This is a genomic window from Herbiconiux sp., from assembly GCF_023264895.1.
Taxonomy (GTDB): Bacteria; Actinomycetota; Actinomycetes; order Actinomycetales; family Microbacteriaceae; genus Herbiconiux.
In genome coordinates this window covers 1-26,289 of the sequence record NZ_JAHFUY010000066.1, presented here as the reverse complement: position 1 = coordinate 26,289, position 26,289 = coordinate 1, and the positions used below count along the sequence as shown (strand labels likewise).

29 protein-coding genes are annotated in these 26,289 nt (G+C 70.9%); 17 read left to right on the top strand and 12 right to left on the bottom strand.

The genetic code is table 11. The annotated features are described in order from the left end of the window. The coding region (locus Q0D57_RS12935) for an integrase core domain-containing protein (protein ID WP_291044507.1) at positions 1-126 on the top strand (126 nt) is incomplete at its 5' end. Here the strand turns inward: Q0D57_RS12935 and Q0D57_RS12930 are convergent. After that, positions 123-1,448 carry an alpha/beta hydrolase-fold protein gene (locus tag Q0D57_RS12930; RefSeq protein WP_291044496.1) on the bottom strand — a complete coding sequence of 442 codons (1,326 nt, stop codon included), beginning with the start codon at positions 1,446-1,448 and terminating at the stop codon, positions 123-125. The two genes, Q0D57_RS12935 and Q0D57_RS12930, sit on opposite strands and share 4 nt — an antisense overlap. A gap of 108 nt (positions 1,449-1,556) precedes the next feature. On the opposite strand from Q0D57_RS12930, the gene Q0D57_RS12925 reads away from it, so the two are divergent. Continuing rightward, positions 1,557-2,939 carry a glycine--tRNA ligase gene (locus tag Q0D57_RS12925; protein WP_291044493.1) on the top strand — a complete coding sequence of 461 codons (1,383 nt, stop codon included), beginning with the start codon at positions 1,557-1,559 and terminating at the stop codon, positions 2,937-2,939. A 68-nt stretch (positions 2,940-3,007) separates the two neighbouring features. On the opposite strand, the gene Q0D57_RS12920 is transcribed toward Q0D57_RS12925, so the two are convergent. Both Q0D57_RS12920 and Q0D57_RS12915 read right to left on the bottom strand, forming a co-directional pair. Beyond that, complete coding sequence (locus Q0D57_RS12920; RefSeq protein ID WP_291044490.1) at positions 3,008-4,873, bottom strand: alkaline phosphatase family protein; 1,866 nt, start codon at positions 4,871-4,873, stop codon at positions 3,008-3,010. Next, positions 4,870-5,835, bottom strand: a complete 966-nt coding sequence (locus Q0D57_RS12915; RefSeq protein WP_291044487.1) for an aldo/keto reductase — start codon at positions 5,833-5,835, stop codon at positions 4,870-4,872. The genes Q0D57_RS12920 and Q0D57_RS12915 overlap by 4 nt, the downstream gene beginning before the upstream one ends. Positions 5,836-5,952: 117 nt before the next feature. Between Q0D57_RS12915 and Q0D57_RS12910 the strand changes: the two genes are divergently transcribed. The 4 genes from Q0D57_RS12910 to Q0D57_RS12895 all read left to right on the top strand — a co-directional run bounded on the left by Q0D57_RS12910 (position 5,953) and on the right by Q0D57_RS12895 (position 8,833). Next, positions 5,953-6,942, top strand: coding sequence for a PhzF family phenazine biosynthesis protein (locus Q0D57_RS12910; RefSeq protein ID WP_291044484.1), 990 nt, complete (start codon positions 5,953-5,955; stop codon positions 6,940-6,942). Between the two features lie 68 nt (positions 6,943-7,010). After that, a complete protein-coding gene (locus Q0D57_RS12905) occupies positions 7,011-7,790 on the top strand; it encodes a MerR family transcriptional regulator (protein WP_291044481.1) in 780 nt (259 codons plus the stop codon). A 39-nt stretch (positions 7,791-7,829) separates the two neighbouring features. Beyond that, positions 7,830-8,444 carry a nucleotidyltransferase domain-containing protein gene (locus Q0D57_RS12900; protein WP_291044478.1) on the top strand — a complete coding sequence of 205 codons (615 nt, stop codon included), beginning with the start codon at positions 7,830-7,832 and terminating at the stop codon, positions 8,442-8,444. Then, complete coding sequence (locus Q0D57_RS12895) at positions 8,441-8,833, top strand: hypothetical protein (protein ID WP_291044475.1); 393 nt, start codon at positions 8,441-8,443, stop codon at positions 8,831-8,833. The genes Q0D57_RS12900 and Q0D57_RS12895 overlap by 4 nt, the downstream gene beginning before the upstream one ends. A 5-nt stretch (positions 8,834-8,838) precedes the next feature. Here Q0D57_RS12895 and Q0D57_RS12890 read toward each other — a convergent pair whose 3' ends face one another. The 7 genes from Q0D57_RS12890 to Q0D57_RS12860 form a co-directional block, all read right to left on the bottom strand. Further along, the gene (locus tag Q0D57_RS12890) at positions 8,839-9,360 is read right to left on the bottom strand and encodes an N-acetyltransferase (protein ID WP_291044472.1); all 522 of its coding nucleotides are present in this window, start codon (positions 9,358-9,360) and stop codon (positions 8,839-8,841) included. Positions 9,361-9,458: 98 nt separating this feature from the next. Beyond that, entirely contained in the window at positions 9,459-10,184 is a 726-nt protein-coding gene (locus tag Q0D57_RS12885; RefSeq protein ID WP_291044469.1) for a nucleoside/nucleotide kinase family protein, read from the bottom strand. Then, positions 10,171-11,040 carry a sugar phosphate isomerase/epimerase family protein gene (locus Q0D57_RS12880; protein WP_291044459.1) on the bottom strand — a complete coding sequence of 290 codons (870 nt, stop codon included), beginning with the start codon at positions 11,038-11,040 and terminating at the stop codon, positions 10,171-10,173. The genes Q0D57_RS12885 and Q0D57_RS12880 overlap by 14 nt, the downstream gene beginning before the upstream one ends. Before the next feature lie 10 nt (positions 11,041-11,050). After that, positions 11,051-11,986: a sugar phosphate isomerase/epimerase gene (locus Q0D57_RS12875; RefSeq protein ID WP_291044451.1), complete on the bottom strand. Its 936-nt coding sequence runs from the start codon at positions 11,984-11,986 to the stop codon at positions 11,051-11,053. 2 nt (positions 11,987-11,988) lie between these two features. Next, positions 11,989-12,789: an ATP-binding cassette domain-containing protein gene (locus Q0D57_RS12870; protein WP_291044448.1), complete on the bottom strand. Its 801-nt coding sequence runs from the start codon at positions 12,787-12,789 to the stop codon at positions 11,989-11,991. Further along, on the bottom strand, positions 12,786-13,766 hold the full coding sequence (locus Q0D57_RS12865) for an ABC transporter permease (RefSeq protein WP_291044443.1): 981 nt from the start codon (positions 13,764-13,766) through the stop codon (positions 12,786-12,788). Before Q0D57_RS12865 ends, Q0D57_RS12870 begins: the two co-directional genes overlap by 4 nt. Positions 13,767-13,880: 114 nt before the next feature. After that, entirely contained in the window at positions 13,881-14,924 is a 1,044-nt protein-coding gene (locus Q0D57_RS12860; RefSeq protein ID WP_291044441.1) for a substrate-binding domain-containing protein, read from the bottom strand. A gap of 167 nt (positions 14,925-15,091) precedes the next feature. Here Q0D57_RS12860 and Q0D57_RS12855 point away from each other — a divergent pair, with 167 nt between their 5' ends. From Q0D57_RS12855 to Q0D57_RS12820, 8 genes are all read left to right on the top strand, one after another. Beyond that, a complete protein-coding gene (locus Q0D57_RS12855; RefSeq protein ID WP_291044439.1) occupies positions 15,092-16,273 on the top strand; it encodes an ROK family transcriptional regulator in 1,182 nt (393 codons plus the stop codon). Positions 16,274-16,436: 163 nt separating this feature from the next. After that, positions 16,437-16,868 (top strand): chemotaxis protein CheY, encoded by a 432-nt coding sequence (locus tag Q0D57_RS12850; protein ID WP_291044436.1) that lies wholly within the window; start codon positions 16,437-16,439, stop codon positions 16,866-16,868. 50 nt (positions 16,869-16,918) lie between these two features. Then, on the top strand, positions 16,919-17,242 hold the full coding sequence (locus Q0D57_RS12845) for a transcriptional regulator (protein WP_366518619.1): 324 nt from the start codon (positions 16,919-16,921) through the stop codon (positions 17,240-17,242). Between the two features lie 106 nt (positions 17,243-17,348). Beyond that, positions 17,349-17,972 carry an SRPBCC family protein gene (locus tag Q0D57_RS12840; protein WP_291044433.1) on the top strand — a complete coding sequence of 208 codons (624 nt, stop codon included), beginning with the start codon at positions 17,349-17,351 and terminating at the stop codon, positions 17,970-17,972. Then, entirely contained in the window at positions 17,969-18,649 is a 681-nt protein-coding gene (locus Q0D57_RS12835; protein WP_291044430.1) for a DUF4166 domain-containing protein, read from the top strand. Before Q0D57_RS12840 ends, Q0D57_RS12835 begins: the two co-directional genes overlap by 4 nt. Before the next feature lie 118 nt (positions 18,650-18,767). Then, positions 18,768-19,886 carry an acyl-CoA desaturase gene (locus Q0D57_RS12830; protein ID WP_291044423.1) on the top strand — a complete coding sequence of 373 codons (1,119 nt, stop codon included), beginning with the start codon at positions 18,768-18,770 and terminating at the stop codon, positions 19,884-19,886. Positions 19,887-19,919: 33 nt separating this feature from the next. Continuing rightward, the gene (locus Q0D57_RS12825; RefSeq protein ID WP_291044417.1) at positions 19,920-21,068 is read left to right on the top strand and encodes a zinc-dependent alcohol dehydrogenase; all 1,149 of its coding nucleotides are present in this window, start codon (positions 19,920-19,922) and stop codon (positions 21,066-21,068) included. 14 nt (positions 21,069-21,082) lie between these two features. After that, positions 21,083-21,694, top strand: coding sequence for a hypothetical protein (locus Q0D57_RS12820; RefSeq protein WP_291044415.1), 612 nt, complete (start codon positions 21,083-21,085; stop codon positions 21,692-21,694). Between the two features lie 38 nt (positions 21,695-21,732). Here the strand turns inward: Q0D57_RS12820 and Q0D57_RS12815 are convergent, their stop codons facing one another. Further along, positions 21,733-21,930, bottom strand: a complete 198-nt coding sequence (locus Q0D57_RS12815) for a three-helix bundle dimerization domain-containing protein (protein ID WP_291044412.1) — start codon at positions 21,928-21,930, stop codon at positions 21,733-21,735. A gap of 53 nt (positions 21,931-21,983) precedes the next feature. After that, complete coding sequence (locus Q0D57_RS12810) at positions 21,984-23,003, bottom strand: WYL domain-containing protein (protein ID WP_291044406.1); 1,020 nt, start codon at positions 23,001-23,003, stop codon at positions 21,984-21,986. 111 nt (positions 23,004-23,114) lie between these two features. On the opposite strand from Q0D57_RS12810, the gene Q0D57_RS12805 reads away from it, so the two are divergent. The 3 genes from Q0D57_RS12805 (at position 23,115) to dinB (ending at position 26,248) form a co-directional block, all read left to right on the top strand. Next, the gene (locus tag Q0D57_RS12805) at positions 23,115-23,576 is read left to right on the top strand and encodes a VOC family protein (RefSeq protein WP_291044404.1); all 462 of its coding nucleotides are present in this window, start codon (positions 23,115-23,117) and stop codon (positions 23,574-23,576) included. A 228-nt stretch (positions 23,577-23,804) separates the two neighbouring features. Next, entirely contained in the window at positions 23,805-24,929 is a 1,125-nt protein-coding gene (locus tag Q0D57_RS12800; RefSeq protein WP_291044402.1) for a cell wall-binding repeat-containing protein, read from the top strand. Between the two features lie 122 nt (positions 24,930-25,051). Further along, complete coding sequence (gene dinB, locus Q0D57_RS12795; RefSeq protein ID WP_291044398.1) at positions 25,052-26,248, top strand: DNA polymerase IV; 1,197 nt, start codon at positions 25,052-25,054, stop codon at positions 26,246-26,248. Positions 26,249-26,289: the final 41 nt, after the last annotated feature.

Below are 26,289 nucleotides of genomic sequence, written 5' to 3'. Positions count from 1 at the left end.
GAATCAGCCCGCCGGGCAGCTCTCCCCGGATGGCTCCATGAATACAATCACCACAGGCCCCACACCGCCATCGGAGGCAAACCACCGATCACACGGTTAACCAACCTGACTGGGCAGTACAACTAGCCCCGCGCGAGTCCCCACCGCGGGTAGAGCAGCTCGAAGGCGCTCGTGAATCCGTACTCGATGGTGGCCGACTCGTGCCCGGTGCCGGGCGAGACCACGAGGTGCGACTGCATCCCCGCCTCCGCCGCCGCGGCGTGCAGGATGCGCGAGTAGCCGAGGTAGGGCTCGTCGTCCGAGCCGTCGGCGAACACCGCGACGGTGTCGGCGTAGAGCGCGGCGACGGCCGGATCGGAGGCTCCCGCGGCCAGGATGGTCAGCGGCTTGGCCGCGTCGAACGCCGCCTTGTCGCCGCCGAACCCGATCTCGAGGGTGTCGCCGTCGTCGCCGCCGAGGTCGGGCTCGAGCTCGCCCGAGATGTCGATGATGCTGCCCCACACCTCCGGGAACGCCGCGCCCGAGGCGATGCTGCACTCGCCGCCGTTGGAGAACCCTGCGATGGTCCAGTCGGTGCGGGAGGGCAGCACGTTGAAGGTCGACGAGATGAAGGCCGGCACGTCGCGGTTGACGTAGCTGAGGGCATCGCCCTGGTAGCCGTCGACGCAGAGCGGGTTGTTCGTGCCCGATCCGCCGAGCTGGTCGACCGACACCACGATCGGGGCGAGGCCGTCGTGGCGCGCGGCGAAGCGGTCAAGCACCGCGCCGATGTCGGCCACGTCCGGCGCTCCGGGCTGCCCGCTCAGGAAGACGACCACGGGGAGCGCCGGGGCATCCGGGAGCCTGGCCGCCGGCGGCAGGTACACGATCGCGTCGCGGGGCTCGAACGAGGGGTCGGAGGCGGGGATGGGGATCGAGCCGTGCGTGCTCGTGGCCGGCATCGAGGCGGGCGGCTGCCAGCTCTCGGCGAGGGGCCCGGGCGGGTTCGTGGAGTGCGGGGCGAGCTCGGAGACGTCGAGCGGCTCCTCGATCGAGATGTCGAGCAGGTCGCCGAGGTTCTTCAGGATGCCGAAGTCGGCCGAGATGCCGAGCGTCGCCGTCCAGGCGAACAGCCCGATCGCCCACACGGCGATGACCTTCCGCCACCAGCGGGAGCGGCGGAGGTTCATGAACGCCAGGGCGACGGATGCTCCGGCGAGCACGATCCAGAGCCGGGCGGCGATGGCCATGGGCGAGTTGAACAGGTCGAGCAGATCCTGCATCACGAACGTGACGGCGAGGGCGGCGAGCGATCCGCCCACGAGGGCGCTCGCCGCGGTCACGAGCCAGCGCCGGGACGGCGGGCGCACGAGGAGGTAGACGAAGACGGCGGCGGCGATCGCGTAGGTGCCCCAGAGGAAGGGGCCGTCGACGATGCGCAGCGACAGCAGCAAGTCCCAGCCGTGCATCGAGGCTCCTGTCCACCCTGCGGGTCCGGGCGGTTCGACCGCTCCGATTAGAATTGTCGCTGATCCAGCGCGAGCAGCCGGCCGCGCGGAGATATCGGAGCCCACCTCATGCCTGCATCCCGTCTCGATTCTGTCATCGCCCTCGCGAAGCGCCGTGGCTTCGTCTTCCCGACGGGGGAGATCTACGGCGGAACCCGCTCGGCGTGGGACTACGGGCCCCTCGGCGTGGAGCTCAAGGAGAACATCAAGCGCCAGTGGTGGAAGTTCATGGTGCAGTCGCGCGACAACGTCGTGGGGCTCGACTCCGCCGTCATCCTGCCCAAGGCGGTCTGGGAGGCCTCCGGCCACGTCGAGGTCTTCAGCGACCCGCTCGTGGAGTCGCTGCACACCCACAAGCGCTACCGCGCCGACCACCTGCTCGAGGCCTACGAGGAGAAGCACGGCCACCCGCCGGAGAACGGCCTCGCCGACATCCGCGACCCCGAGACCGGTCAGCCCGGTTCGTGGACCGAGCCGCGCCAGTTCTCGGGCCTGCTGAAGACCTTCCTCGGCGTGATCGACGACGAGAGCGGCCTGCACTACCTGCGGCCCGAGACCGCCCAGGGCATCTTCGTCGACTTCAACGCCGTGCTCAACAGCTCCCGGCAGAAGCCGCCGTTCGGCATCGGCCAGATCGGCAAGAGCTTCCGCAACGAGATCACGCCCGGAAACTTCATCTTCCGCACCCGCGAGTTCGAGCAGATGGAGATGGAGTTCTTCGTGAAGCCCGGGGAGGACGAGGAGTGGCACCAGTACTGGATCGACCAGCGCTTCCAGTGGTACACCGACCTCGGCATCGACCCCGAGAACCTGCGGCTCTACGAGCACCCCAAGGAGAAGCTGTCGCACTACTCCAAGCGCACGGTCGACATCGAGTACAAGTTCGGCTTCCAGGGCTCGGCGTTCGGTGAGCTCGAGGGTGTCGCCAACCGCGGCGACTTCGACCTGACGACGCACTCCAAGGCCTCGGGCACCGACCTGTCGTACTTCGACCAGACCACCAACGAGCGCTGGACCCCGTACGTGATCGAGCCGGCCGCCGGCCTCACCCGCTCGCTCATGGCGTTCCTCGTCGACGCGTTCCACGAGGATGAGGCGCCCAACACCAAGGGCGGCGTCGACAAGCGCACGGTGCTGAAGCTCGACCCGCGCCTCTCGCCCGTGAAGGCCGCCGTGCTGCCGCTCTCGCGCAACGAGGCGCTCTCGCCGCTCGCGAAGAAGCTCGCCGCCGACCTCCGCCAGAACTGGAACGTCGACTTCGACGACGCCGGAGCCATCGGCCGCCGCTACCGCCGGCAGGATGAGATCGGCACGCCGTTCTGCATCACCGTCGACTTCGACAGCCTCGACGACAACGCGGTCACCGTGCGCGAGCGCGACTCGATGGCCCAGGAGCGCATCTCGCTCGACCGCCTGGTCCCCTACCTCGCCGAGAAGCTCGTAGGGGCCTGACCCTCTGCCGAACCGTCACTTTTCACACTTCTCCCGCCCGGGAAGCGTGGAAAGTGACGGTTCGGCAGTCAGGGGGTGGGGGTGGGAGTGGGCTTGGGGGTGGGGGTGCCGTCGACGGAGTCGAGGGTGCCGAAGAGCTGCCCGTGCGCGTTCTGGGTCTGCATGAGAGCGGCGAAGGCCTCGCCGTAGGTCTCGGGCTCCTTCGCGGCCGGGTCGCCGTACTTCGCCATCAGGATGCCGAGCAGCCCCTTCGCAGGGTTCGAGATCGGCTTGACCTTGTGGTCGGCGCTCGATGTGTCGAAGCTGACCTCCGGGTTCGGCGGCGTGTACTGCGGCAGCGTCTGCGGCCACTGGGTCGCGGGCCGCGGCGTCGTGAGGTTGATGGCGCCGAACATGTGGTGCGACTCCACGTCGCGCCGGGTGAGCGGCTTCAGGCCGTGCAGCTTCGTGAGCGTCGAGATCACCGATCCGTGGTCCATCTGCTCGTTGATGATCGTGTTCTTCGCGGTGTACGCCGAGATCGCGATCGCGGGCACCCGGCAGCCGAACCGATCGAACGTGAAGCCCATCTCTCCCGCGTCGCCCGTGCGCGGCGGGGTCGCCCGCGGCGGGGGCACGTGGTCGTAGGTGCCGCCGTGCTCGTCGAAGGTCACGAAGAGCATCGTGTTCATCGCGTTCGAGCCCTGCGGTGCGTCGCTCGAGCGGATGGCGGAGTAGACGGCGTGGAGCAGCGCGTCGGCGGCCCGCGCATCCGAGACGGCGCCGTCGATCACGAGACCGCCGTCGTCGGCTCCGTCGTCGCTCTCGCGCAGCACGCCGACCGGCGGATGCATGTCGTTGTGGTTGTAGACCATCCGCGGCTCGATGAAGGCGTAGTCGGGCAGGTTCCCGTTCTCCACGTCGTCGTAGAACTGCTCCATCACCCGGAAGTTGCTCTTCCAGTACGGCTCGAGGGCTGGCGCGTGCAGCACTCCCGTCATCGAGACGAGCTGGGCGGCGTCGTAGTAGACGCGCCAGGTGAGACCGGCCTCCTCGAGCCGGTTGAAGATGGTGGTCGACTCCTCCGGCGGCACGTCGAGCCACTTGTCGTAGCCGCCCTCGCCCTTGTTGGTCACGAAGCCGTGCGAGGTCGAGGCGTGGAAGAACACGCGGTTGCAGAAGGTCTGCGAGGGCACCGCGCTGAACCAGTGGTCGAACACGGCGAACTCCTTCGCCAGGGTCGAGAACACGGGCAGCATCTCGGGGGTGAACCCGCCCATCGCGCGCTCGGCATCCTTCTCGGTGGGGGTGTCGCGGTTGCGGGTGATGTGGCGGTAGTTGATGAAGTAGTCCTCCACGAAGCCCTTCATCGTGGGGGTGTCGCCCGGGCCCGGCGCGTTGTACGGATACTGCAGCCCGTTCGCGTGGAGGTCGGCGTTGCCCTCGGGGTCGACCCCCTGGAAGAGCTGGGTGTTGACGTGCGGGTACTCCTCGCCCGGATCGGGATCGGGACTCGACATGATCTCGTCGGTCGAGCCCGAGTAGGGGCGCGCCTTGACGACCTTGTCGGTGCCCGGGATGGGGTTGGAGTGGTCGCCCTGGTGCAGGCCCTCGAACGACTGCCCGTTCTTCAGCTCCTCGTTCTTGTAGAGCCAGCCGAGCACGTTGTCGAACGAGCGGTTCTCGTACATCATCACCACGAGATGCTCGAAGCCGACCTTGGCCTCGGCCTTCTCGGCGGCGAAGTCGAGACTCGACTCCTGGGCGTAGACGCCCGCGCCGATCGCGGCGCCGGCGAGCCCGCCCGCTGCGGCGCCCGCGGCTCCGACGGCAGCGGCCTTGAGGAACGCCCGGCGGGAGGCCACAGCGCCGTCCGCGTCGGGGGCGGCTGGGGTGGGTGTGTAGGGCTGCTGCTCCTGCTTCGGGGTGCGGCGGCGGCCGAACGGCGGTGTCATGCCGAGGGGTTCCGGGCAGACGGATCCCAGGCCGACACCTCGTCGAGCCGGGCCACCTCGTCGGCGGTGAGGTCGACGCGGCCCACGGCCACGAGGTCGGCCACCTGGCCCACGCGGCTCGCGCTCGCGATGGGGGCGGCGACGGTCGGCTTGGCCTTCAGCCAGGCGAGGGCGGTCGTGGCGATCGAGGCGTCGTGGGCGCGACCGATCTCCTCGAGCGCGTCGACGATGGCGAGGCCCTGAGGGCTCACGTACTTCGTGGCGGCCTTCGCGCGCACGGCGCCCTCGTGGTCGTCCTTCTCGCGGTACTTGCCGGTGAGGAATCCGCTCGCGAGCGCGTAGTAGGGAATGAGCGAGAGCTGCTCGCGCTCGGCGAGCGGCACCCAGTTCTCCTCCACGTCGTTCCGGTGCACGAGGTTGTAGTGGGGCTGCAGGGCCACGGGGCGGGCCCAGCCGTGCGCATCCGCCACCTCGAGGTAGCGCTCGATCGACTCGATTGCGAAGTTCGAGAGGCCGATGTAGCGCACCTTGCCGGCTCGCACGAGCTTGTCGAAGGCCTCGGCGGTCTCTTCGAGAGGCGTCTCGGGGTCTTCGTAGTGGGCCCAGTAGAGGTCGATCCGGTCGGTCTGCAGGCGGGCGAGCGAGGCGTCGGCGGCCGCGGCGATGTTCGCGGCGCCGAGACCCTTGAACTCCGGATGCCGGGACACCTTCGTGGCGAGCACGGTGCTGTCGCGCGATCCGCGGCTCGTGAACCACTCGCCGATGAGGGTCTCGGACTCGCCGCCGTTCAGGCCCGGCACGCTCGCCATGTAGGTGTCGGCGGTGTCGATGAAATCGCCGCCGCCCTCGGCGTGGGCGTCGAGGATGGCGAGGGACTCCTCGCGGTCGGCCGTCCAGCCGAACACGTTGCCGCCTAGCGACAGGGGGAAGACGTCGAGGTCGCTGGTTCCGATCCGTGGCATGCTCCGACGTTACTACTCCTCCGGCGGTGTGCTGAGGGGTCGCGGGAGGGTCGCGAGGGGGCCGCGGAGGGTCGGGTGGCCGTTGCCGGAGGGGCGGGCGGCTGGCACGATGTGGCCATGGACGACCCGACGACCCGCCGCAGCCCCGATCCGGAGCGCGAGCTCGACATCCGCCGCCTCTCCGCCTTCGCCGCCCGGCCCGGTGGCGGCAACCCCGCCGGTGTCGTGCTCGACGCGTCGGGGCTCTCGGAGGAGCGGATGCTCGCCGTGGCGGCGGAGGTCGGGTTCTCGGAGACCGCGTTCGTGACCGATCCGGCGATCGACGGCGACCCGCGGCACGTGCGGGTGCGCTACTTCTCGCCGGATGCCGAGGTGCCGTTCTGCGGGCACGCGACGATCGCGACGTCGGTGCTGCTCGCGGGCGAGCGCGGTGTCGGCGCGTTCGTGCTCGAGACCGAGGTGGGGGCGATCGCGGTGACGACGGCCCCGGGCGGCGCGTCCGGCGGTGCGTCTGGCGACGCGTCCGGCGGTGCGTCTGATGGTGGCGCGTCCGGTGCCGCCCCCGCTGGTGCCTCGGATCTCGTCGGGTCGTTCGTGAGCGTCGAGCCGTCGGTGCAGATGCTCGCGGCGGGCGTCGAGGAGCGCCTCCTCGGGCTGCTCGGGCTCACGGCGGCGGATCTCGACCCCCGCTGGCCGGTGCGGGAGGCGTTCGCCGGCAACCGGCATCCGGTCGTGCCCCTCGCCTCCGAGGACGTGTTCGATGCGTTCACGTTCGATCCGGCCGCGGTGCGGGCGCTCATGGACGAGCAGGGCTGGAAGGGGACGGTGACGGTCGTGCTGCTCCCGGCCGTTGCGGGGCCCGAGACGAAGACGCTCGAGGTCGAGGCGCGGAACCTGTTCCCGGTGGGGGACATCACGGAGGATCCCGCGACGGGATCGGCGGCCGCGTCGCTCGGCGGGTACCTGCGCGAGCTCGGCGCGGTGCGGGCGCCGGCGCGCGTGCTCGTGCACCAGGGGCGGCACGTCGGCCGCCCGAGCGTGCTCGCGGTGGAGGTGCCGGAGACCGGCGGGATCGCGGTGGGCGGCGGGGCGGAGCCGCTGGACTGACGCGCTGATGAGGCTCGCTGAATCCGGCACTTGACCTTGACGCTGCGTCAACTCGTAGCGTGGGTGCCATGAACGAATGGAGCATCCAGGAGCTCGCCCGGCACGCCGGTGTGACGAGCCGCACCCTGCGGCACTACGACGCCGTCGGGCTCGTGCCGCCCTCGAGGGTGGGCGAGAACGGCTACCGCTACTACGACGCCGAGGCGCTCGTGCGGCTGCAGCGCGTGCTGCTGCTGCGCGGGCTCGGACTTGGGCTCCCTGCGATCGCCTCGGTGCTCGAGGGATCGGAGCTGCCCGTCGCCGCCCTCGAGCGGCACCTGGAGCTCCTGACGGCCGAGCACGACCGCCTGGCACGTCAGCGCGCGTCCGTGCGCCGCACCATCGACACCCTGAGAGAAGGAGGACAGCTCGTGCCCACGACCATGTTCGACGGCTTCGACCACACCCGTCACGAGGCGGAGGTGACGGAACGCTGGGGCGCCACGGGCGACGCCTGGTGGACGTCCCTGGGCCCGGACGGACGGCAGACGTTCACCGAGGGTCTCGCGGCCCTCAACGCCGACTGGCAGGCGGCCGCCACCGCCCCCGACGCGGACCCGGCCGGCCCCGCCGCCCAGCAGCTCGCCCGCCGCCACCTCGACTGGCTCGCCTCGGTGCCGGGAGCCCCGGGCGCCCCCGGCGCACCCGAAGCCGAGCCGCAGGCCTTCGCCGCCTACGCCCGAGGTCTCGCCGACCTCTACGCCACCGACCCCCGCTTCGCCACGAACTACGGCGGCCCGGCCGGCGCGGCCTTCGTCCGCGATGCATTGATGACGAGACTCGGATATGATAATCCTTCAGTGAATTAGTTGGTTCATCTGGATTATTTCGGGTTAGCGGGAGGCGATGTGCGGCTTCAATCCCCGTTCGGGGTCGTGACCAGCGCGGTCGACGGTGACGTTCTCGCCGTCCTGGCCCGATCCGAGAGCGGCTTCACCGTCACCGAGCTGCACGCCGCGATCCGTGGCCGCTCCTCGGAGGGTGTGCGGAACGCGCTCAGCCGTCTGGTCGGTGAGGGGATCGTCCGGCGCGAGCCGGTCGGGCGCAATGCGCTCTACACCCTCAATCGCGACCACCTGGCGGCGCCTGCGATCGTCCAGCTGGCCGGGCTGGGGGACCTGTTCCGCGAGCGCCTCCGCGGCGAACTCGGCGGCTGGTCGGAGCCCCCGGTCTTCGCCGCGCTCTTCGGCTCCGCCGCGCGGGGCGCGATGCGGACCGACAGCGACATCGACGTGCTCCTCGTGAGAGGTGCTGATCCGACGGCCGTCTGGGAGCTGCAGGTCGCCGAGATCACTCGGCGGATCCATGGTTGGACCGGCAATGATCCTCGGCTCATCGACTTCTCCGCCGCCGAGCTTCGCGGAGCGGCAGCCCACGAGCCTCTCGTGGCATCCGTGCTCGACGAGGGGATCACGCTCGTGGGCGACCGGCTCGCCTTCCGAGCCCTCGTGTCGACCCCGTGACGCCGGAACGCTCGGCCGACGCCTTCGTGGCGCAGGGGCGACTGGCGAAAGCGGAGGAGTTCGAGGCCGCTGCGGAGCTCTTCTTCGAGGGGGACGGGGCCGGAGACCATCGTGACGCCTACGTCACCCTTGCGGTGCACGCGGGCATCGCCGCGGCCGACGTCATCTGCATCCGGCGTCTCGCCCGCTACTCGCCGACGGGCACGCACGCCGAGACCGTCGCGCTGCTGGAGAAGGCCCAGTCCGGAGCGGGCCGTCATCTCGAGCGACTGCTCGCGCTGAAGTCGAAGGCGGGCTATGCCCACCGTCCGGTGTCGGCGAGCGACGTGCTCGTGGCACGCCGCTGCTCGGCGGCACTCGTGGAGATCGCACGCACGATGCGGGGGTAGACGCGTCAGCGGAGGGGCTTGCGCATCTCGATCTCGCGCTGGGTGGGGTCGAGGGCGTAGGCGGAGGTGCGGCCCGTCTCCACGAAGCCGCGCTTGCGGTAGGCCGCGCGGGCCCGCGGGTTGTGCTCGTGCACCTCGAGGGTGAGGGTGTCGCCGCGGGTGGCCGCCCAGGCCTCGATGCGGTCGAGGAGGGCATCCGTCACGCCGACGGGGCCGCGGTGCGAGGGCGCCACGTAGACCCCGAAGAGGTGGGCGCCCGAGGCGCCGACCGGCACCTTCGACATCATCGTGGCCACCCAGCGCCCGGCCGTCGGGCCCTCGTCGACGATGGCGACCACCGTGATCGACTCCTCCGAGGAGCCGCCGCGCGCCCAGGCCCGCCACTCGGCCTCTGAGCGGCGCTCGCCGTGCTCGAGCGTCTCGAGGTAGGCCAGCGGGGTGTCGGCGAGCATCTCGAGCCGCAGCGCCCGCACCTCGCGCCAGTCCTCCTCCGTGGTGCGCCGCACCACGAACCCCTGCTCCTGCATCCTCAGACCCTACCCACCTCGATCCTCTGCCGAAACGTCACTTCTCACGCCTCCCGGGGTGGGGATGTGCGGAAAGTGACGTCTCGGCAGAGGGAGGGCTAGAGGACTGCGCCCGTGATGCCCGAGATGAGGAGGTCGGCTCGGGGGGCCGTCGACTCGATGAGGAGGGCGTTGCGGCCGTCGACTGTCTCGGCCCAGGCGAGCGCGGCCTCGGGGGTCCGGCCGCCGATCTCGTGCCGCACGACGAGGCGGGAGACCCGAACGTCGTCGGGGGTCTCGCAGAACCACGACTCCGAGAGCAGGCCCTTCACGAGCGCCCAGGGTCCGTCGTCGACGAGCAGGTAGTTGCCCTCCACGACCACGAGCTGCGTCGCGGGCTCGACCGCCATCTCGCCCGCGATGGGCTCCTCGATGGCGCGGTCGAAGCTCGGTGCGTAGACCGTGTGGTCGGTCTCGGCCACGAGGCGGCGGAGCAGTGCCACGAAGCCCCAGCCGTCGAACGTGTCGAGGGCGCCCTTGCGGTCGGCCCGGCCGAGGCGGCGGAGGGTCGACTCGGCGAGGTGGTAGCCGTCCATCGGCACGTGCGCGGCGAACGGGGCGCCTGGCCCGCCGGCCGCGGCGCTCAGCTCGTTGACCCGCGCGGCCAGCTGCCGGGCCAGCGTGGTCTTGCCGGCCCCTGGCGATCCGGCGATGCCGAGGATGACCCGCTGCCCCGGCCGCACCAGCCCGAGCGCCCGCTCCGCGAGCTCGTCGAGCCCCGCGATCTGCGGTTCAGCGAGGCCGTCGGGCCCCGCCGTCGCCGGCTCCGCGTCAGAGGGCGGCACGGGTTCCCTCGATGATGTTCGAGAGGTAGCGGTGCGAGTGCGCCGCGAGCGCCGGGCCGTCGTTCCAGAGGTTCCGCCAGATGGCGAGGTCGTTCGAGAGCGTGGGCGACACCACGGCCGACGAGAACGACTCGAAGGTGATCGGGCCGTCGTAGGAGATGTCGGCGAGGGCGTGGAAGAACGCGCCGAAGTCGAGGTGCCCCGAGCCGAGGTAGCCGCGGTGGTTCTCGCCGATGTGCACGTAGCCGAGGCGGTCGCCCACGAGGTGCACGGGCCGCACGAGATCGTCCTCCTCGATGTTCATGTGGTACGTGTCGAGGTGGATGAGCACGTTGTCGTGACCGATGTCGTCGGCCAGGCGCAGCGCATCCGCCGCCGTGTTGATGACGTTGGTCTCGTAGCGGTTGCAGATCTCGAGCCCGAGGGTCATGCCGAGGCCCTGAGCCTCGACCGCGAGGTCCTGGAGGGTCGAGACCACGTTGGCGCGGCCGGCGGCCGAGAGGGCGTGCCCGTACTTGCCGAGCGCCGAGTAGAGCGCGCCGGTGAAGTGGGTGCCACCGAGCCCGTGGGTGATCTGCAGCGAGTCGTGCAGCAGCTTCGCGCCCTTCGCGACGACCTCGGGGTCGTCGGAGGAGACGTCGGCCGCGAAGGCGAGCCCGCGCGAGGTGACGATGCCGAGGCCGGCGGCGTCGAGCGCGGCCCGGGCGGCGGGCACGTCGAGGTTCGCGGCGTCGTGCAGCGAGAGCTCGAGCAGGTCGAAGCCGGCCTTCTTGGTCTCGCCGATGATGTAGTCGACCTCGGCGGGCGTGGTGCCGCCGGAGAAGACGAGGGCGTGGACTCCGAGCTTGTTGGTCATGTCAGTTCCTTCAGGTGGTGGTGGTGAGAAGAGCGGATGCGGCCAGCTGGTCACGCAGGAACGCGTGCGCCGACCGGGTGAGGGCGACGGGGTCGGTCCAGAGCGTGCGCCAGGCGCCGATGTCGTCGCGGGTGGAGGGGGAGACGATGGCGGGCGAGAACGACTCGAACGTGAGCGGGCCCCGGTAGCCGGAGTCGGCGAGGGCCGCGAACAGCCCCGCCCAGTCGAGCGAGCCGGTGCCGATCTGTCCGCGGTGGCTCTCGGAGACGTGCAGGTAGCCGAGGCGTTCGCCTGCATCCTGCACCGCCGCCGCGAGCGAGAGCTCCTCGGTGTTGGCGTGGTAGGTGTCGATGTGCAGCAGGACGTTGTCGACGCCGCGCTCCCCGAGCTCGTCGATGAACGTCGCGGTCTGGGCCGCCGTGTTCAGCAGGTTGCTCTCGTAGCGGTTGACGTACTCGAGTCCGATCCGCACGTCGGCGTCGCGCGCCGCGCCCGCCACCCTGGTGAGCACCGCGAGCGAGTTCTCCCGGGAGGCGGCGGTGGCCGGATGCGTGTACTTGGTCATCGCCGAGTAGGTCACGCCCCCGACGTAGTTCGCGCCGATCGCGCTCGCGAACTCGACCGCGGCGTTCAGCCGGCGCTCGCCGCGTGCCGAGAGCACCGGATCCGCCGTGTTGATGTCGCTCGCGGTGTCGAGGGCGAGCGACACGACCGCGTCGAGGCCGGTCTCCTCCAGCAGTGCGCGGGTGAGCGCGATGTCGTCGGTGCTCGCCGCATCCGGAACCGGGATCTCGATCAGCTCGAAGCCCGCCGCCGCACTGCCCTCGATGGCCGTGCGGGCCGACGACGGCCGCCAGTCGCGCACCCAGAGCCCTGCGTGCACGCCGAGCGGCACGGCCGAGGTGGCCGCCGCCCGCCGGAACGGGATGCGGAGGTCGAACGCCACGGTCAGGCCGCCTTGGCGCCCGTGATGAGCGAGACGAGCTCGTCGCCGTCGGTCTCGAGGGTGCGGCGCTCGGCCACGGCCGTGCCCGCGCGCATGACCCACACGTGGTCGGAGAGGCGCATGACCTGGTCGAAGTTGTGGCTGATCAGCAGCACGGCAACGCCGGAGTCGCGGAGGGTGTTGATGACGCCCTCCACGCGAGCGGTCTCCTGCACGCCGAGGGCCGCGGTCGGCTCGTCCATGATGACGATCTTCGAGCCCCAGCCGGCGGCGCGCGCGATGGCGACGGCCTGGCGCTGGCCGCCGGAGAGGCGGCGCACCTTGCTCGTGACCGGGGGCACGTTGACGGCGAGGTTCTTCAGCAGCTCGCCCGCGGTGCTCTTCATGAGCTTGCGGTCGAGGGTGCGGAAGGGGCCGAGGCCATGCGTCTTCTCCCGGCCGAGGAAGAAGTTCTGCCACACCGACAGATCCTCCACGAGCGCCAGGTTCTGGTGCACCGTCTCGATGCCGCGCTCGCGGGCGGCGTTCGGGGTCTCGAACGTCACGTCGTCGCCGTCGAGCCAGATCGTGCCGGAGTCGGGGCGGTGGATGCCGGAGAGGCAGCGCACCATGGTGGACTTGCCGGCGCCGTTGTCGCCGATCAGGGCCGTGATCTCGCCGCGGCGCATGGTCATCGACGCGCCCTTCAGGGCGTGCACGCCGCCGAACGACTTCTTGATGTCGGTGGCCTTGAGGATGAAGTCGCGGGCCGGCGTGGTGCCGGTGTGCGGGGCCGCGGGAACGAAGTTGTAGTTGTCGGTCATTTCTTCTGGAACCTCGTGAGTAGGGCGGCCAGGACCACGACGAGTCCGACGGCGAGCGGCTGGTAGAACTGCGAGACGCCGAGCAGCGTCAGGCCGTTGGTGAGGGCGGTGAGCAGCAGCGCACCGATCACGGGGCCGACGATCTTCGCCTTGCCGCCCGTGAGGCTCACGCCGCCGAGCACGACCGCGGCGATCGAGTTCAGGAGGAACTGGGTGTTGATCGCGGGCTCCGCGGCGCCGACGCGGGCCACCAGCAGGAGGGCTGCGACGCCGGCGAGGGCGGCCGAGATGAGGTACACGGCCATCCGGATCTTCGTGGCGCTGATGCCGTTGGCCACCGCGCTCTCCTCGTTGCCGCCGACCGCCTGCACGTGCAGGCCGAAGCGGGTGCGGAACATGAAGAACCAGGCGCCGACCGCGATGATCGCGGCGAGGATGATGGGGTAGCCGAAGATGCCGAGCGAGCCCGAGGTGAGGGTGAGCAGCTCGGGGCTGTTGACCGAGATCGGCTTGCCGTTGGAGACGATCAGCGCGAGCCCCGTGGCCACCGAGAGGGTACCGAGGGTGGCGATGAAGTCGGTCACCTTGCCCTTGGCTATCAGGAGGCCGTTGATGAGGCCGATCAGCATCGCCGCCACGATCGCGATGAGCGCCGAGAGCCAGAAGCCGGCGCCGTTGGAGAAGGCGAGCCCGAAGCCGATGGCGCCGAAGGTCATGGTGGCCGAGATCGACAGGTCGATGCCGCCGGTGGTGATGACGAAGGCCTGGCCGATGGCGAGGATCACGAGGATCGCGGCCGCGACGAGCATCGCCTTGATGTTGCCGAGGGTGAGGAAGGTGGGGGAGAGGATCGAGAAGACGATCACGAGGACGACGAGGCCGATGGGGGCGGCGTTCTCGGCCCAGAAGCTGAGCTGCTTCGTCTCGGCGGTGATGGCCTTCAGGCGGGAGGGCCTGGCCTGTTCCGTTGTTGTCATAGAAGTCACGTTTCTGGGCGGTGTCTCCCACGAGTGGGCGGTTTCTGCTCGGATCTGGCGATCATGGCGCCGAAACCGCCCACTCGTGGGAGGGGGAGGGGTGGAGTGGTGCTGCTACTTCGCGAGCTCGTCTTCGAGGGGGTTCTCGAAGGGGGCGAAGGGCTGCGGGAAGGCGGCGATCGCGTCGGCGGCCTCGGCTTCGGTCACGAGGGCCGTGGGGCTCTCGATCTCGGCGGGGAGGGTGCCGCCGGCGGCAGCGACCTCGCACGCCTGCACACCGAGCTGACCGATGGCGAACGGGTACTGGGCGACGGTGGCGGAGAGGCCACCGGCCTCGACCGACTCGAGCGCGTCCTTGTTGCCGTCGACCGAGACGACCGTGATCTGGCCGGTGAGGCCGGCGTTCTCGACGGCCTTGACGATGCCGAGGCCCATGTCGTCGTTGGCGGCGAAGAAGGCCTTCACGTTCGGGTTGGCGGCGATGATGTCGGTCGCGGTGGTGAGGGCGACTTCGCGCTTCCAGTCGGCGGCCGACTCCTGGATGATGTCGAGGTCGCTGCCGACGGCGGCCTTGAAGCCGTCGACGCGGGCGCCGCTCGTGACGTCGCCGGCGATGCCGCCGATGACGGCGACCTCGGAGCCGGCTTCGACCTGCTCGAGCACGAAGTCGCCGGCCTTGCCGCCCGCGGCCTCGTTGTCGGTGCCGATGTAGGTCGCGATGTCGAGGTTCGCGGTCTTCGCGGCATCCGCGTCGATCGGGCTGTCGATGTTCACGATGGTCTTGCCGGCGGTCGCGACCTGGCTGAGGGCCTGCACGAGGTTGGTGCCCGAGATGGGGTTCACCACGAAGCAGCCGAAGTCCTGGCCGGCGAGGGTGGTGAGCTTGTCGGCCTGGCCCGTGGTGTCTCCGATGTCGGCGGCGGCCTGCACGGTGACGTCGACGCCGTCGGTCTCGGCGGTCTCGTTGATGCCGGACTCCATGGCCTGGAAGAAGGGGTTGTCGAGGCCCTTGATGACGGCGGCGACCTTGCTGGAGGAGGCCGAGTCACCCGAGCCGTCGCCCGAGCCGCCGGCGCAACCGGCGAGGGCGAGAGCAGCGATACCCAGGGGCACCGCGATGCGCGCGGTGCGCATCCATGTTGCGTCTTTGCTGAACATTGTCATCCTTGGTGGGTCAGGGCACCACTACGTGCCTGCTCGACAGAAACTACGCCTACTTTTGATTTATTGCAAACCAAAAGTGGCGGGACTTTGATTCGACATATGTCTAGAATGGGGTCTCTTGGCAACACGAAGGCAATGGAGCTCTGCGTAAAGTGAAGGATGTGCGAACCCACGTCGGTGAAGTCCTGGCGCTCTTCCGCGAGCACGGGGAGCTCAGCCGCACCGAGGTGATCGATGTCTCCGGGCTCTCGCGCTCGACCGTGAACCAGCGGCTCGCGGCGCTCGACGCCGCGGGGCTGATCTCCGAGATCGGCGGGGGCAGCTCCACCGGTGGCCGGCCGTCGAGCCGGTTCGCCTTCAACCGGTCGCGCGCCGCGTTCCTGACGGTCGACATCGGGGCCACCGGGCTCGTCGCCGCGCTCTGCGACCTCGGCGGGCGGCCGTTCGCCCACACCCAGCGCTCGATCGACGTCTGGGAGGGCCCGCGGCCCGTGCTCACCGTCGTGGACGCCGCGTTCGCCGAGCTGCTCGACGAGGCCGGGGGGCCCGAGGTGTGGGGCATCGGGATCGGGGTGCCGGGCCCGGTGGAGTTCGCGGCCGGGCGCGTGGTGAACCCGCCGATCATGACCGGATGGGACGGGTTCGACATCGCCGGCTGGTTCTCCGGCTATCAGGTGCCCGTGGTGGTCGAGAACGACGCCAACTCGCGCGCCGTCGCCGAGTCCCGGCCGCGCGCCGCCGACGCGGTGCGGCACGACGACCTGATCAGCTTGAAGCTCGGCACGGGCATCGGATCGGGTCTCGTCTTCAACGGGCAGATCATCCGCGGCAGCGACGGCGCGGCCGGCGACATCGGGCACACCCGCGCCGCCGTGTCGGACTCCTCGGCGCCGCTGCCGTGCCGCTGCGGCAACGTCGGCTGCGTGGAGGCGTACGCCGGCGGGTGGGCGCTCATCCGCGACCTGGCCGCCGTGGGGGTGCCGGCCGCCGACGTGGCCGAGGTCGTCTCGCTCGTGCGCCAGGGCAACATCGAGGCCGTGCGGCTCGTGCGGCAGGCGGGACGGGTGCTGGGGGATGCGGTGGCCGATCTCGTGAGCATCCTCAACCCGGAGTCGATCATCCTGTCGGGGCAGCTCGCCGAGTGCGGGGAGGTGCTGCTGTCGGGCGTGCGCGAGCGGGTCTACCAGCGCTCGCTGCCGCTCGCGACCCGCAACCTCTCGATCCTCGTGTCGTCGCTCGGCGAGTTCGCGGGCGTCACGGGCCTCGCGCTCATCACGGCCGACCAGCTCTTCGACACCGACAACATCGACACCCTCCTCGAGCGCCTGGCCCCGGCCGCCTGAGACGCGCCCGTGAGTCGCGCCGAAGTGTTCTCATTCCGCCCGGAACGGGCCGTATGACGACACTTCGGCGCGACTCACGTGACCAGGGGGTGCATCGCCCTTGGGAAGTACTTGCCAAAAGGGAAAGTAGTTGGGAAGATGGTGGGGACGAAGGGACACCATCATGGAGACGACATCCGCCCCCACCCCCGCTGAGGCCCGCGTGCTGCTCGAGAAGGCGGAGCGGCTGAGCCGCGGGGCGCACGACGCCACGCGCTGGCCGTACATCGCGTTCATCCTCGCGCTCGGCGTGGCCACCTCGATGGGCACGTTCGCGATGGCCGTCACGACCGGCCGCGGCTTCGGGCTCGCCTACGTGGGCACGCTCGCGGTGATGTTCGCGCTGCTGATCTTCTTCATGATCAGCATCCGCGGCCGTTCGGCGTTCGCCCGCAGCCGCCGCTGGGTCGCGTACATCGCGAGCTGGTTCGCGAGCTACGCCGCCGCTCTCGCCGTGGTGATCTGGGCGCACGGCGACGTCGTGCTCGCGGGCGTCGCATCCGGGATCGTGCTCGTGGTGGCGCTCGCCTGCGCGGCTCGGGAGGCGCGCTCGTGACCGCGCCCGAGCCCGCGACCGTGCCCGAATCCGTGACCGTGCCTGAGCCCGTGGCCGTGCCTGTGCCCGAGCCGGTGCCCGTGCAGCATCCCCGGCATCGACTCGACGACCTGCTGCAGAACCCCGTGCGGTTCTCGATCGTGGCGGCCCTCGACCGCGCGGGCACCCTCGGCTTCAAGGAGGTGCGGGATGCGGTGGAGATCACCGACTCCGCCCTCAGCAAGCAGGCCTCGGCGCTCGAGGTCGCGGGCTACGTCTCGGTGGGCAAGTCGTTCGCCGGCAAGATGCCGCGCACCTCGCTCTCACTCACCAAGCAGGGCCGCGCGGCCTGGAAGGCGCACCTCGCGACCCTCCGCGAGATCGCGGGGAGCTGACCCGCGGGGAGCTGCCTCATGGGGAGCCGGCTCATGAGGCCCTGGCCCGCGAGCCGCCAGCTCACGGGCCCCCGCAGCTCGCCGGTAGGGTCGTCGAGGGGGCCACATGACGATCGGATCGCGAGCGCTGTACGTCGAGACGCTCATCCGCGCCGACCTCGACACGGTGTGGCGGCTCACCCAGGAGCCCGAGCTGCACCCGCGCTGGGACCTGCGCTTCAGCGCCATCGTCCCCACGGGAACGGGAACGGGAACGGGCACGGATGCGGGCGGCCGAGCGTCGTTCCGGTACGAGCGCGCCCTGCCGCTCCACCGCATCCGCGGCACCGGCCTCTCGATCGGGGAGCGCACCCGGCCCGACGGCACCCGCACCTCCGCCCTCTCGTTCACGACCGCCGACCGGCTGTCGCCGCTGCGCTCCGGCCGGGGCTACTGGCGCTACGTGCCCACGGCCGAGGGCGTGCGGTTCATCACGGGCTACGACTACGTGCCGGGCTTCGGCCGCCTGCCCGACCTCGTGCTGCGCCCGCTGGTGCTGTGGATGACGGCGTGGAGCTTCGACCGGCTGCGGATCTGGGCCGAGACGGGCACCCCGCCCTCGCGGTGGGGGCTGCTGTCGGTGGTCGCGGTGTGGCGGGCCGATCGGCCGCGGGCGAGCCGCTGCCTCACCCGCCCGCCGCGCGAGGGTGCGATGGCGGATGCCCCGGCCACGCTGGGTGCGCTGCCGTGACCGGGTCAATCTTCGAGACGGCGCTCGGCGCCGAGGCGTTCGCCCGCCTGCACCCGATGATGCAGCGGCGCTTCGGGGTCTCGCTGGAAGCCGGGTACGCGTGCGTGGGAAGCGGCACGATGGCACGCATCCGGCGCGGACCGTGGTGGACGGTGCCGTTCCTGCTGATCGGCCGCCTCCGGCACATCCTCGTGGCCGACACCGGCAGCGACGTGCCGTTCACCATCGAGAACTACCCCTACCGCGACCCGTTCGGCCGCGAGACGGTGACCTTCGTGCGCGAGTACCGGGTGCGTCGCCGACCCGCGCGCTTCGACGCGACGATGGTGCTCGATCCGGTTCGCCGTGTTGTCGTCGACTACCTCGGCACCCACCAGCACCTCGCGGTCGACCTCGAGCTCGAGGTCGACGACCGCGGAGGCCTCGTGCTGCGCTCGAGCGAGCAGCGCTTCTACGAGGGCCCCGTGGGGTTCCGGTTCCCGATGGCGTTCTCCGGCACCGCCCTGCTCCGTGAGCACTGGGACGACGAGCGCCAGGCCTTCCGCATCTCGCTCGAGGTGCACAACCGCGTGCTCGGCTTCCTGTTCGGCTACGAGGGCTGGTTCACCTGCGAGTTCCCACCGGCCACGGATGCGCCGGAGCGCCTCAAGCCCCACCGGCACGAGCGCCGGCTCTAGCGCCGCGCGCCCGCGCTAGCGGATCTCCGCCGTCTGCGCAACCGTCCTGCCGGTGCGCGGAAGGCTCATTACGGTCGTCGTCACGTAGCCGGTGATGATCGAGCGATTGGGGCTCCGGATGACAGACACGGCCTCTTCGGAGAGGCAGGAGACGCAGCAGCTGCACCCGCTGCGCCGCACACGCCCGCGCGGCTCCGGGCCCGACCAGACCGGACAGTACCGCGAGCTCCTCGCCCGGGTGCGCGACGCCGGCCTTCTCGACCGCACACGCGGCTTCTACGCGGCCGTCTTCGCGGGCCTCCTCGCCGCGCTCGCCGCCGACGTGACCGGCATCCTGCTGGTCGGCGACAGCGGCTGGCAGCTGCTGCTCGCCGCAGCCCTCGGGGTCATCACCGCGCAGCTCGGGTTCCTCGCGCACGAGGCGGCGCACCGCGAGATCTTCGAGACCGGCAAGGCGAACGACGCCGCAGGACTGCTCATCGGGAACCTGCTCGTGGGCATCAGCTTCTCCGACTGGAAAACGGGCCACAACCGCCACCACGCGAACCCGAACCTCGTGGGCAAGGATCCGAGCATCGACCCCGGCGTCTTCACGTTCACCCCCGACGACGCCGCCGAGACCCGCGGGCTCCGCGCCTGGTACACCCGGCATCAGGGGCTCTTCTTCTTCGTGATCATCCCGCTGGCCGGCTTCAGCCTGCACCTGCAGGGCGTGCTCGCCGTGTTCCGGCGGGGCCGGTTCGAGCGGCGAGCTCTCGAGATCGCCCTCCTCGCGGTGCACGGGGCCCTCTACCTGACCCTGGTCTTCTCGTCGATGTCGGTGGCGCTCGGATTCCTGTTCCTCACCGTGCACCTGCTGGTGTTCGGCGTCTGCACCGCGTCGGCCTTCGTGCCCAACCACACCGGCATGCCGGTCCTCCCCCGGGACTCCCGGGTCGACTTCCTGCGCCGGCAGATCCTGACCTCCCGCAACATCACCGGGGGCCCGGTCGCCACCGCGCTGATGGGGGGCCTGAACTTCCAGATCGAGCACCACCTCTTTCCGAGCATGCCGAGGCCGCACCTCCGGAAGGCCCGGGAACTGGTGCGGGCCTACTGCCGGGAGCACGGCATCGGCTACACCGAGACCACGATCGGGCAGGCGTACGCGCAGATCGTGCGCTACATGAACGAGGTCGGGCTCGCCGCCGGCACCCACTCCGTGCGCTGCCCCGTCGCCGCCGCCCTCGGCCGGTGACCCCATGAGAAGACACGACAACAAGGAGGCGTCATGAAAGCCATGGTCTACCGCGGTCCCTACAAGATCCGCGTCGAGGAGAAGGACATCCCCCGGATCGAGCACCCCAACGACGCGATCATCCGGGTCACGAAGGCCGCCATCTGCGGCTCCGACCTGCACCTCTACCACGGCCTCATGCCCGACACCCGGGTGGGCATGACGTTCGGCCACGAGTTCATCGGGGTCGTGCACGAGGTCGGGCCTTCGGTCGAGAACCTCGCGGTGGGCGACCGCGTGATGGTGCCCTTCAACATCTACTGCGGCTCGTGCTACTTCTGTGCGCGCGGCCTCTACTCCAACTGCCACAACGTGAACCCGAACGCCACGGCCGTCGGCGGCATCTACGGCTACTCGCACACCTGCGGTGGCTACGACGGCGGCCAGGCCGAGTACGTGCGGGTGCCCTTCGCCGATGTGGGGCCCTCCGTCATCCCGGACTGGCTGGACGACGAGGACGCCCTGCTGATGACGGATGCCCTCGCCACCGGCTACTTCGGGGCCCAGCTCGGCGACATCCGGCACGGTGACACCGTCGTGGTCCTCGGCGCGGGGCCGGTGGGGCTCTACGCGGCGAAGTCGGCCTGGCTGATGGGCGCCGGCCGGGTGATCGTGATCGACCACCTGGAGTACCGGCTGGCCAAGGCGCGCGAGTTCGCGCACGCCGAGACGATCGACTTCGCCGAGCACGACGACATCGTGGTCACGATGAAGCGGACGACCGACAACCTCGGCGCCGACGTCGTGATCGACGCGGTCGGTGCCGAAGCCGACGGCAACTTCACCCAGCACCTCACCGGCGCCAAGCTGAAGCTGCAGGGTGGCTCGCCGATCGCGCTCAATTGGGCGATCGACGGCGTGCGCAAGGGCGGAACGGTGTCGGTGATGGGCGCCTACGGCCCGATCTTCAGCGCGGTGAAGTTCGGCGACGCCATGAACAAGGGCCTGACGCTGCGCATGAACCAGTGCCCCGTGAAGCGGCAGTGGCCGCGGCTGCTCGAGCACATCCGGAACGGCTACCTCAAGCCCAGTGACATCGTCACCCACCGCCTCCCCCTCGAGGCGATCGGGGAGGGGTACCACATGTTCTCAGCCAAGCTCGACGGCTGCATCAAGACGATCATCACGATGGACGCGGCATGAGAGAGGAACGGACCATGAACGAGAACACGAGCACGAGCACGACGGAGCTCGACCGGCCCTACGTGGCCGACAAGCCCGCTGTGCGCGAGACCGACGACGAGCTGCGGGCACGCATCCCCGGCTGGGGCGCCGACCTCGACCCCGCCGACCGCCCCGCCGTCCCCCGGGAGCGGTACGCGCCGGAGGTCACGGGCGCGCACTGGGAGTTCCCGGACCGGCAGCCCGAGCCGTACCCGCGCGAGCGGTCGATCGAGCACGGCATGCTCACGCCGGTCTTCGGCACCGTGGCTCCGCTGCACGGTGTCTCGGGGGCCATCCGCCGCTATGCCTACCGCTACAGCGAGGGGCGCGCGGCGCACTGGCTGCTGCTCATCGCCGGTGACCGGGTGGACTCCTTCGGCGCCCACGTCAAGTCGCTCGCGACGCTCCACCCCGACAACCCGGTCACCGAGACCGGGGTGCTCAGCGAGGTGCGCCGGCACGGGTGGTCGTCGCGCGTGCGCTCCCGGCGGGTCGACCGCAGCCACACCTGGATCGACCCGATCCTCGTCGCCGGCCCGTGGGTGGCCACGGGCGTCGTCGCGGTGATGCTCGCGCGGAAGGCGGTCGCGCTCGCCCGGCGGTGAGCGGCGGCCGCCGCGATGGCAGGGAGGATCGCGGTGGGTCAGGACTTCTTGAGGCGCTTCTTCGTGGAGCGTTCGACGAGGATGGCGAGGTAGTCGCGCACGGGGCGGCCCGCGAGGTCGTCGAACTCGGCGCGGGCGGTGCGCTCGATGTCGGCACGCGGCGTCTCCGGGAACTTCGCCTGGAGGCGGTCGACGATCTGCTGGATGATGTCTTCGTCTGTCAGCTCTTTGGCCATGGGCGGAGTGTCGCACATCGAGGTGAACAGCTGGGTGCGCTCCCGGCCGCGACTCAGTCGGGTGCGGGTGCGGGTGCAGGTGCCGTCGCGGCAGCGGCTGCGGCTCGCTCCGCCAGCGACGACAGGGCTGCGCGGAGCTCCGCGGGCCCCACCTCGCCCATCGGGACGGTGAAGCGGCAGAGCTCGGCGGCCAGGCCGTCCCACGACCAGGAGCCGAGTCGCACGCGGCAGCGATCCGGCGCGACCGGCTCGCCGGTGCCGTCGCCGAGGTAGGGCGCGATGTCGGCGAGGGGCGCGTGCAGCACGGCCTCGCCGCGGCAGGGCCAGGTGTCGGAGCCCGCAGAGCCCTTGAAGCGGGCGGACAGGAAGCGCGCCGGATCGCCGCCGGGCACGCGCTGCGGGGTGAAGGTGCGGCCGTTGTGGCTCCGCGGGGTGATCCGGTCGACACGGAAGACGCGCCAGTCGGCGTCGGCGGGGGAGTAGCCGAGCAGGTACCAGCGGCCGGCGTGCAGCAGCAGGTGGTGCGGCTGCACCGAGCGCACGGGCGTCGGGCGCGCAGCATCCGGTGCGCTCGGCGAGCTCGGCGACGCGTAGTCGAAGCGCAGTTCCTCGGCGGCTTGGATGGCCTCCCCGATGCGCAGCAGCACCGCCGGGTCGGCCTGCACCGACCCGGCTCTCGAGCCCAGCTCGGAGAGGCTCGCGACCCGATGCGCCAGCCGCGCGGGCAGGAGCCGGCTGACGGTGCCGAGAGCCCGCTCGGCCGCCTCCTCCACTCCGGCTCCCAGCGTTCCGGCGGTGCGGAGGGCCAGCGTGAGCGCGATCACCTGCTCGTCGTCGAACAGCAGCGGGGGCAGCCGGCGGCCGGCCTCGAGGCGGTAGCCGCCGTCGGGTCCCCTCGTGGCGTCGATCGCGTAGTCGAGCTCGCGCAGCCGCTCGATGTCGCGGCGCACGGTGCGCTCGCTCACCTCGAGCCGGGCGGCCAGCACGGGGGCCGGCCAGTCGCGGCGCGACTGCAGCAGCGACAGCAGGGTGAGCAGCCGCTGGGAGGTCGACGGTGCGGATGCGAGGGGCATGACTTCATGATCGCGCACAATGCGGACGTTCCCTGTCCGCATTCGCTGCGAGAGTGCTCCTGAACACGAATCCACCACCCAGATAATCCACCCCACAGATCAGGAGCAGCCATGTCCGCCACCCCCGTCACCCACCTCAACTTCCACGGCGAGGCCCGCGCCGCCCTCGAGTTCTACGCCGCCGCCTTCGGTGGCGAGGCGACCATCCGCACCTACGCCGACTTCGGCATGCCCGCGGGCCTGCCGGACTCCGACAAGGTCGTCTTCGGCCAGGTCTTCGCACCCAGCGGCTTCACCGTCATGGCCTACGACGTGCCCGGCGCGCAGGATGCCCCCGCGGCCCAGGTCTCCACCCGTCGCGAGAACGGCATGACCATCACCACGGCGCCCTTCTTCCTCGCCCTGAACGCCGACACGCTCGACGAGGCGACCGAGCACTGGAGCGCCCTCTCCGCGGGTGCCACGGTGATCGAGCCCCTCGCGGCCTCGGCCTGGTCGCCCGGCTTCGGCATGCTCACCGACCGCTTCGGCACCACCTGGGTGCTGAGCGTCACCGCGCCCCAGCAGCCCTGACCCCCCGCCCCGGGCCGCGCCGGGTAGCGCCAACCGCTGAAAAGGAGCCCTTTTCGCGCGGTTGGCGCTACCCGGCGTCGGGGATGTGGTGGCGCGACCAGTCCGCGAGCGCGACCGCGAGCGGGCAATCCCGCGGCGGCTGGTGGTCGCGCCCAGGATGCGACAGACTCCACTCAGCCACACCTGTGGCGAGGGGCGCTGCCCCGCTCTGATTCCTGGGGTAACTCCTTGCACAACCGATCCACGTCCCGATCCGGAGCGCGCACGCGCGCCTCGATCCTCACCCTCGCCGCCCTCACCGTGGTGGGGGTCGTCGCCGCGCCGCTGTCGGCGGCGGCAGCTCCGGGCGACCGCACGCCCGACGGCCCGTCCTGGGGCACGACCGAGTCGAGCGCCGATGCCCCGACCGGATCCGACCTGTCGGCCCGAGGGACGGCCACCGGCGAGTGGCAGTGGGCGCGCGTCGACGGAGCCAACCGCTACGAGGTCGCCGTCAACCTGAACGCACCGTTCACCTCGGCCGAGGTGATCTACATCGCGAGCGGCCAGAAGTACGCCGATGCGCTGAGCGCCGGTCCCGCGGCCTACGCCCAGGGCGGCGCCCTGCTGCTGACCTCCCGCGACAGCCTCCCGGACGTCACGCGCCAGGAGATCCTGCGCGAGAAGCCGAAGAGGATCGTCGTGGTCGGCGGCACGGCCAGCGTCTCCGACGCGGTCTACCAGCAGCTCGCCGCGCTGAAGCCCGACATCACCCGCATCGGCGGCGCCGACCGCTACGAGGTCTCCCGCAACATCCTGGAGTACGCCTTCGACGGCGGCGTCTCGAACGTCTTCATCGCCACGGGCAACAACTTCCCCGACGCGCTGGCTGCTGGTCCCGCCGCCGGTCACCTCGACGGCGCGGTGCTCCTCGTGAACGGCTGGGGTGCCGGCCTCGATGCGCCCACCCGCCAGCTGCTCACGGATGCGGGCACGCAGACCGCGCGCATCGCCGGCGGCGTCAACTCGGTGAACGCGCAGGTCGAGGCGGACCTGGCCGCGACAGTCCCCTCCGTGCTGCGCTACGGCGGAGCGGACCGCTTCGCGGTGGCCGCGAACATCAACCTCGACGTCTGGCAGGGCCAGACCGAGGTCGCGTTCATCGCCTCGGGCTCGGTGTTCCCGGATGCACTCTCCACAGGCCCGGTCGCGGCGGCGTTCGACTCGCCCCTGTTCCTCACCGCCACCGCCTGCTACCCGGTTCCCACGGTCGACGCCATCTGGGGCTCCGACCTGGATCCCGAGGTCCTCGTCTACGTCGGAGGGACCAACACCCTCTCCCAGGCGCTCATCGACGACCCGCGCTACTGCTGATCTCCTGATCGCCCGAACCGGTCCCGCTCGTGAGGGCGGGGCCGGTTCTGTCTTCCCGAGCCCGAGCCCGATGTCGGGGGTCGGTGCGACGATCCGGGCACCGGCACGGCGAGGAGGAGCGGATGCGAGGTGAGGCGACGGTGCTGCACGCCGACCTCGACGCCTTCTACGCCTCGGTCGAGCAGCGCGACGCCCCGGCGCTCCGGGGACGGCCCGTGATCGTGGGCGGCGGTGTGGTGCTCGCGGCGAGCTACGAGGCGAAGGCCCGCGGTGTGCGCACCGCGATGGGCGGTCGGCAGGCGCGGGAGCTCTGCCCCGAGGCCGTGGTCGTGCCGCCGCGCATGGAGGCTTACTCCGCGGCCAGCCGTGCCGTCTTCGCCATCTTCCGCGACACGACACCGCTCGTGGAGGGACTGTCGATCGACGAGGCGTTCCTCGAGGTCGGCGGTCTCCGGCGCCTCGCGGGCACGCCCGAGCAGGTGGCGGTGCGGCTGCGCGAGCGGGTGCTCGCCGAGGCCGGCTTGGCTATCTCGGTGGGGGTCGCGCGCACCAAGTTCCTGGCCAAGGTCGCGAGTGCGGTGAGCAAGCCGAACGGGCTCCTCGTGGTCGAGCCGGATCGGGAGCAGGAGTTCCTGCTCCCCCTACCGGTGGAGCGGCTGTGGGGCGTGGGCGCGGTGACGGCCGAGAAGCTGCACCGCCTCGGCATCCGCACCGTGGGCCAGCTCGCCGAGCTCGAGGAGGCCACCGCCGAGCGGATCCTCGGCCGCGCGACCGGCGCGCACCTGCATGCCCTAGCCCGCCTCCGCGATCCGCGCCCCGTCGACACCACCCGCCGCCGCTCCTCCATCGGCTCGCAGCGCGCCCTCGGCAACCGCGCCCGCACGCCCGGTGAGCTCGACGTCATCCTCACCCAGATCGTCGACCGCCTGGCGGGCCGGCTCCGAGACGGCGACCGGCTCTGCCGCACGGTCGTGCTGCGCCTCCGCTTCGGCGACTACGCGAAGGCCACCCGCTCCCGCACCGTGCGCATCCCCACCGACAGCACCGCTGTGCTCCTCGCCTCGGCCCGCGACCTCCTCACCGCCGCCCACCCCGAGATCGCAGCGAGGGGCATCACCCTCCTCGGCATCTCGTTCTCCCACCTCACCCGCTCCGACACCCTCCAGCCCGAGCTCCCCATCGACTGGTCAGACGGCGCCCGCCTCGACACGGTCCTCGACGCCGTCCGCACCCGCTTCGGCACCGCCGCCGTCTCCCGAGCCACCCACCTCGACCGCGACCCCGGCCTCACCACCCCCCTCCTCCCCGAACACGAGTAGTGGGCGCCCCCCCACAACCCCCACCCCTCCGAAGGGTCAAC

Coding starts and splice junctions, on each gene's coding strand:
- Q0D57_RS12930 (WP_291044496.1), bottom strand. CDS start 1,448: ATGCACGGCTGGGACTTGCTGCTGTCGCTGCGCATCGTCGACGGCCCC.
- Q0D57_RS12925 (WP_291044493.1), top strand. CDS start 1,557: ATGCCTGCATCCCGTCTCGATTCTGTCATCGCCCTCGCGAAGCGCCGT.
- Q0D57_RS12920 (WP_291044490.1), bottom strand. CDS start 4,873: ATGACACCGCCGTTCGGCCGCCGCCGCACCCCGAAGCAGGAGCAGCAG.
- Q0D57_RS12915 (WP_291044487.1), bottom strand. CDS start 5,835: ATGCCACGGATCGGAACCAGCGACCTCGACGTCTTCCCCCTGTCGCTA.
- Q0D57_RS12910 (WP_291044484.1), top strand. CDS start 5,953: ATGGACGACCCGACGACCCGCCGCAGCCCCGATCCGGAGCGCGAGCTC.
- Q0D57_RS12905 (WP_291044481.1), top strand. CDS start 7,011: ATGAACGAATGGAGCATCCAGGAGCTCGCCCGGCACGCCGGTGTGACG.
- Q0D57_RS12890 (WP_291044472.1), bottom strand. CDS start 9,360: ATGCAGGAGCAGGGGTTCGTGGTGCGGCGCACCACGGAGGAGGACTGG.
- Q0D57_RS12880 (WP_291044459.1), bottom strand. CDS start 11,040: ATGACCAACAAGCTCGGAGTCCACGCCCTCGTCTTCTCCGGCGGCACC.
- Q0D57_RS12870 (WP_291044448.1), bottom strand. CDS start 12,789: ATGACCGACAACTACAACTTCGTTCCCGCGGCCCCGCACACCGGCACC.
- Q0D57_RS12865 (WP_291044443.1), bottom strand. CDS start 13,766: ATGACAACAACGGAACAGGCCAGGCCCTCCCGCCTGAAGGCCATCACC.
- Q0D57_RS12860 (WP_291044441.1), bottom strand. CDS start 14,924: ATGTTCAGCAAAGACGCAACATGGATGCGCACCGCGCGCATCGCGGTG.
- Q0D57_RS12850 (WP_291044436.1), top strand. CDS start 16,437: ATGGAGACGACATCCGCCCCCACCCCCGCTGAGGCCCGCGTGCTGCTC.
- Q0D57_RS12840 (WP_291044433.1), top strand. CDS start 17,349: ATGACGATCGGATCGCGAGCGCTGTACGTCGAGACGCTCATCCGCGCC.
- Q0D57_RS12830 (WP_291044423.1), top strand. CDS start 18,768: ATGACAGACACGGCCTCTTCGGAGAGGCAGGAGACGCAGCAGCTGCAC.
- Q0D57_RS12825 (WP_291044417.1), top strand. CDS start 19,920: ATGAAAGCCATGGTCTACCGCGGTCCCTACAAGATCCGCGTCGAGGAG.
- Q0D57_RS12820 (WP_291044415.1), top strand. CDS start 21,083: ATGAACGAGAACACGAGCACGAGCACGACGGAGCTCGACCGGCCCTAC.
- Q0D57_RS12815 (WP_291044412.1), bottom strand. CDS start 21,930: ATGGCCAAAGAGCTGACAGACGAAGACATCATCCAGCAGATCGTCGAC.
- Q0D57_RS12810 (WP_291044406.1), bottom strand. CDS start 23,003: ATGCCCCTCGCATCCGCACCGTCGACCTCCCAGCGGCTGCTCACCCTG.
- Q0D57_RS12805 (WP_291044404.1), top strand. CDS start 23,115: ATGTCCGCCACCCCCGTCACCCACCTCAACTTCCACGGCGAGGCCCGC.
- dinB (WP_291044398.1), top strand. CDS start 25,052: ATGCGAGGTGAGGCGACGGTGCTGCACGCCGACCTCGACGCCTTCTAC.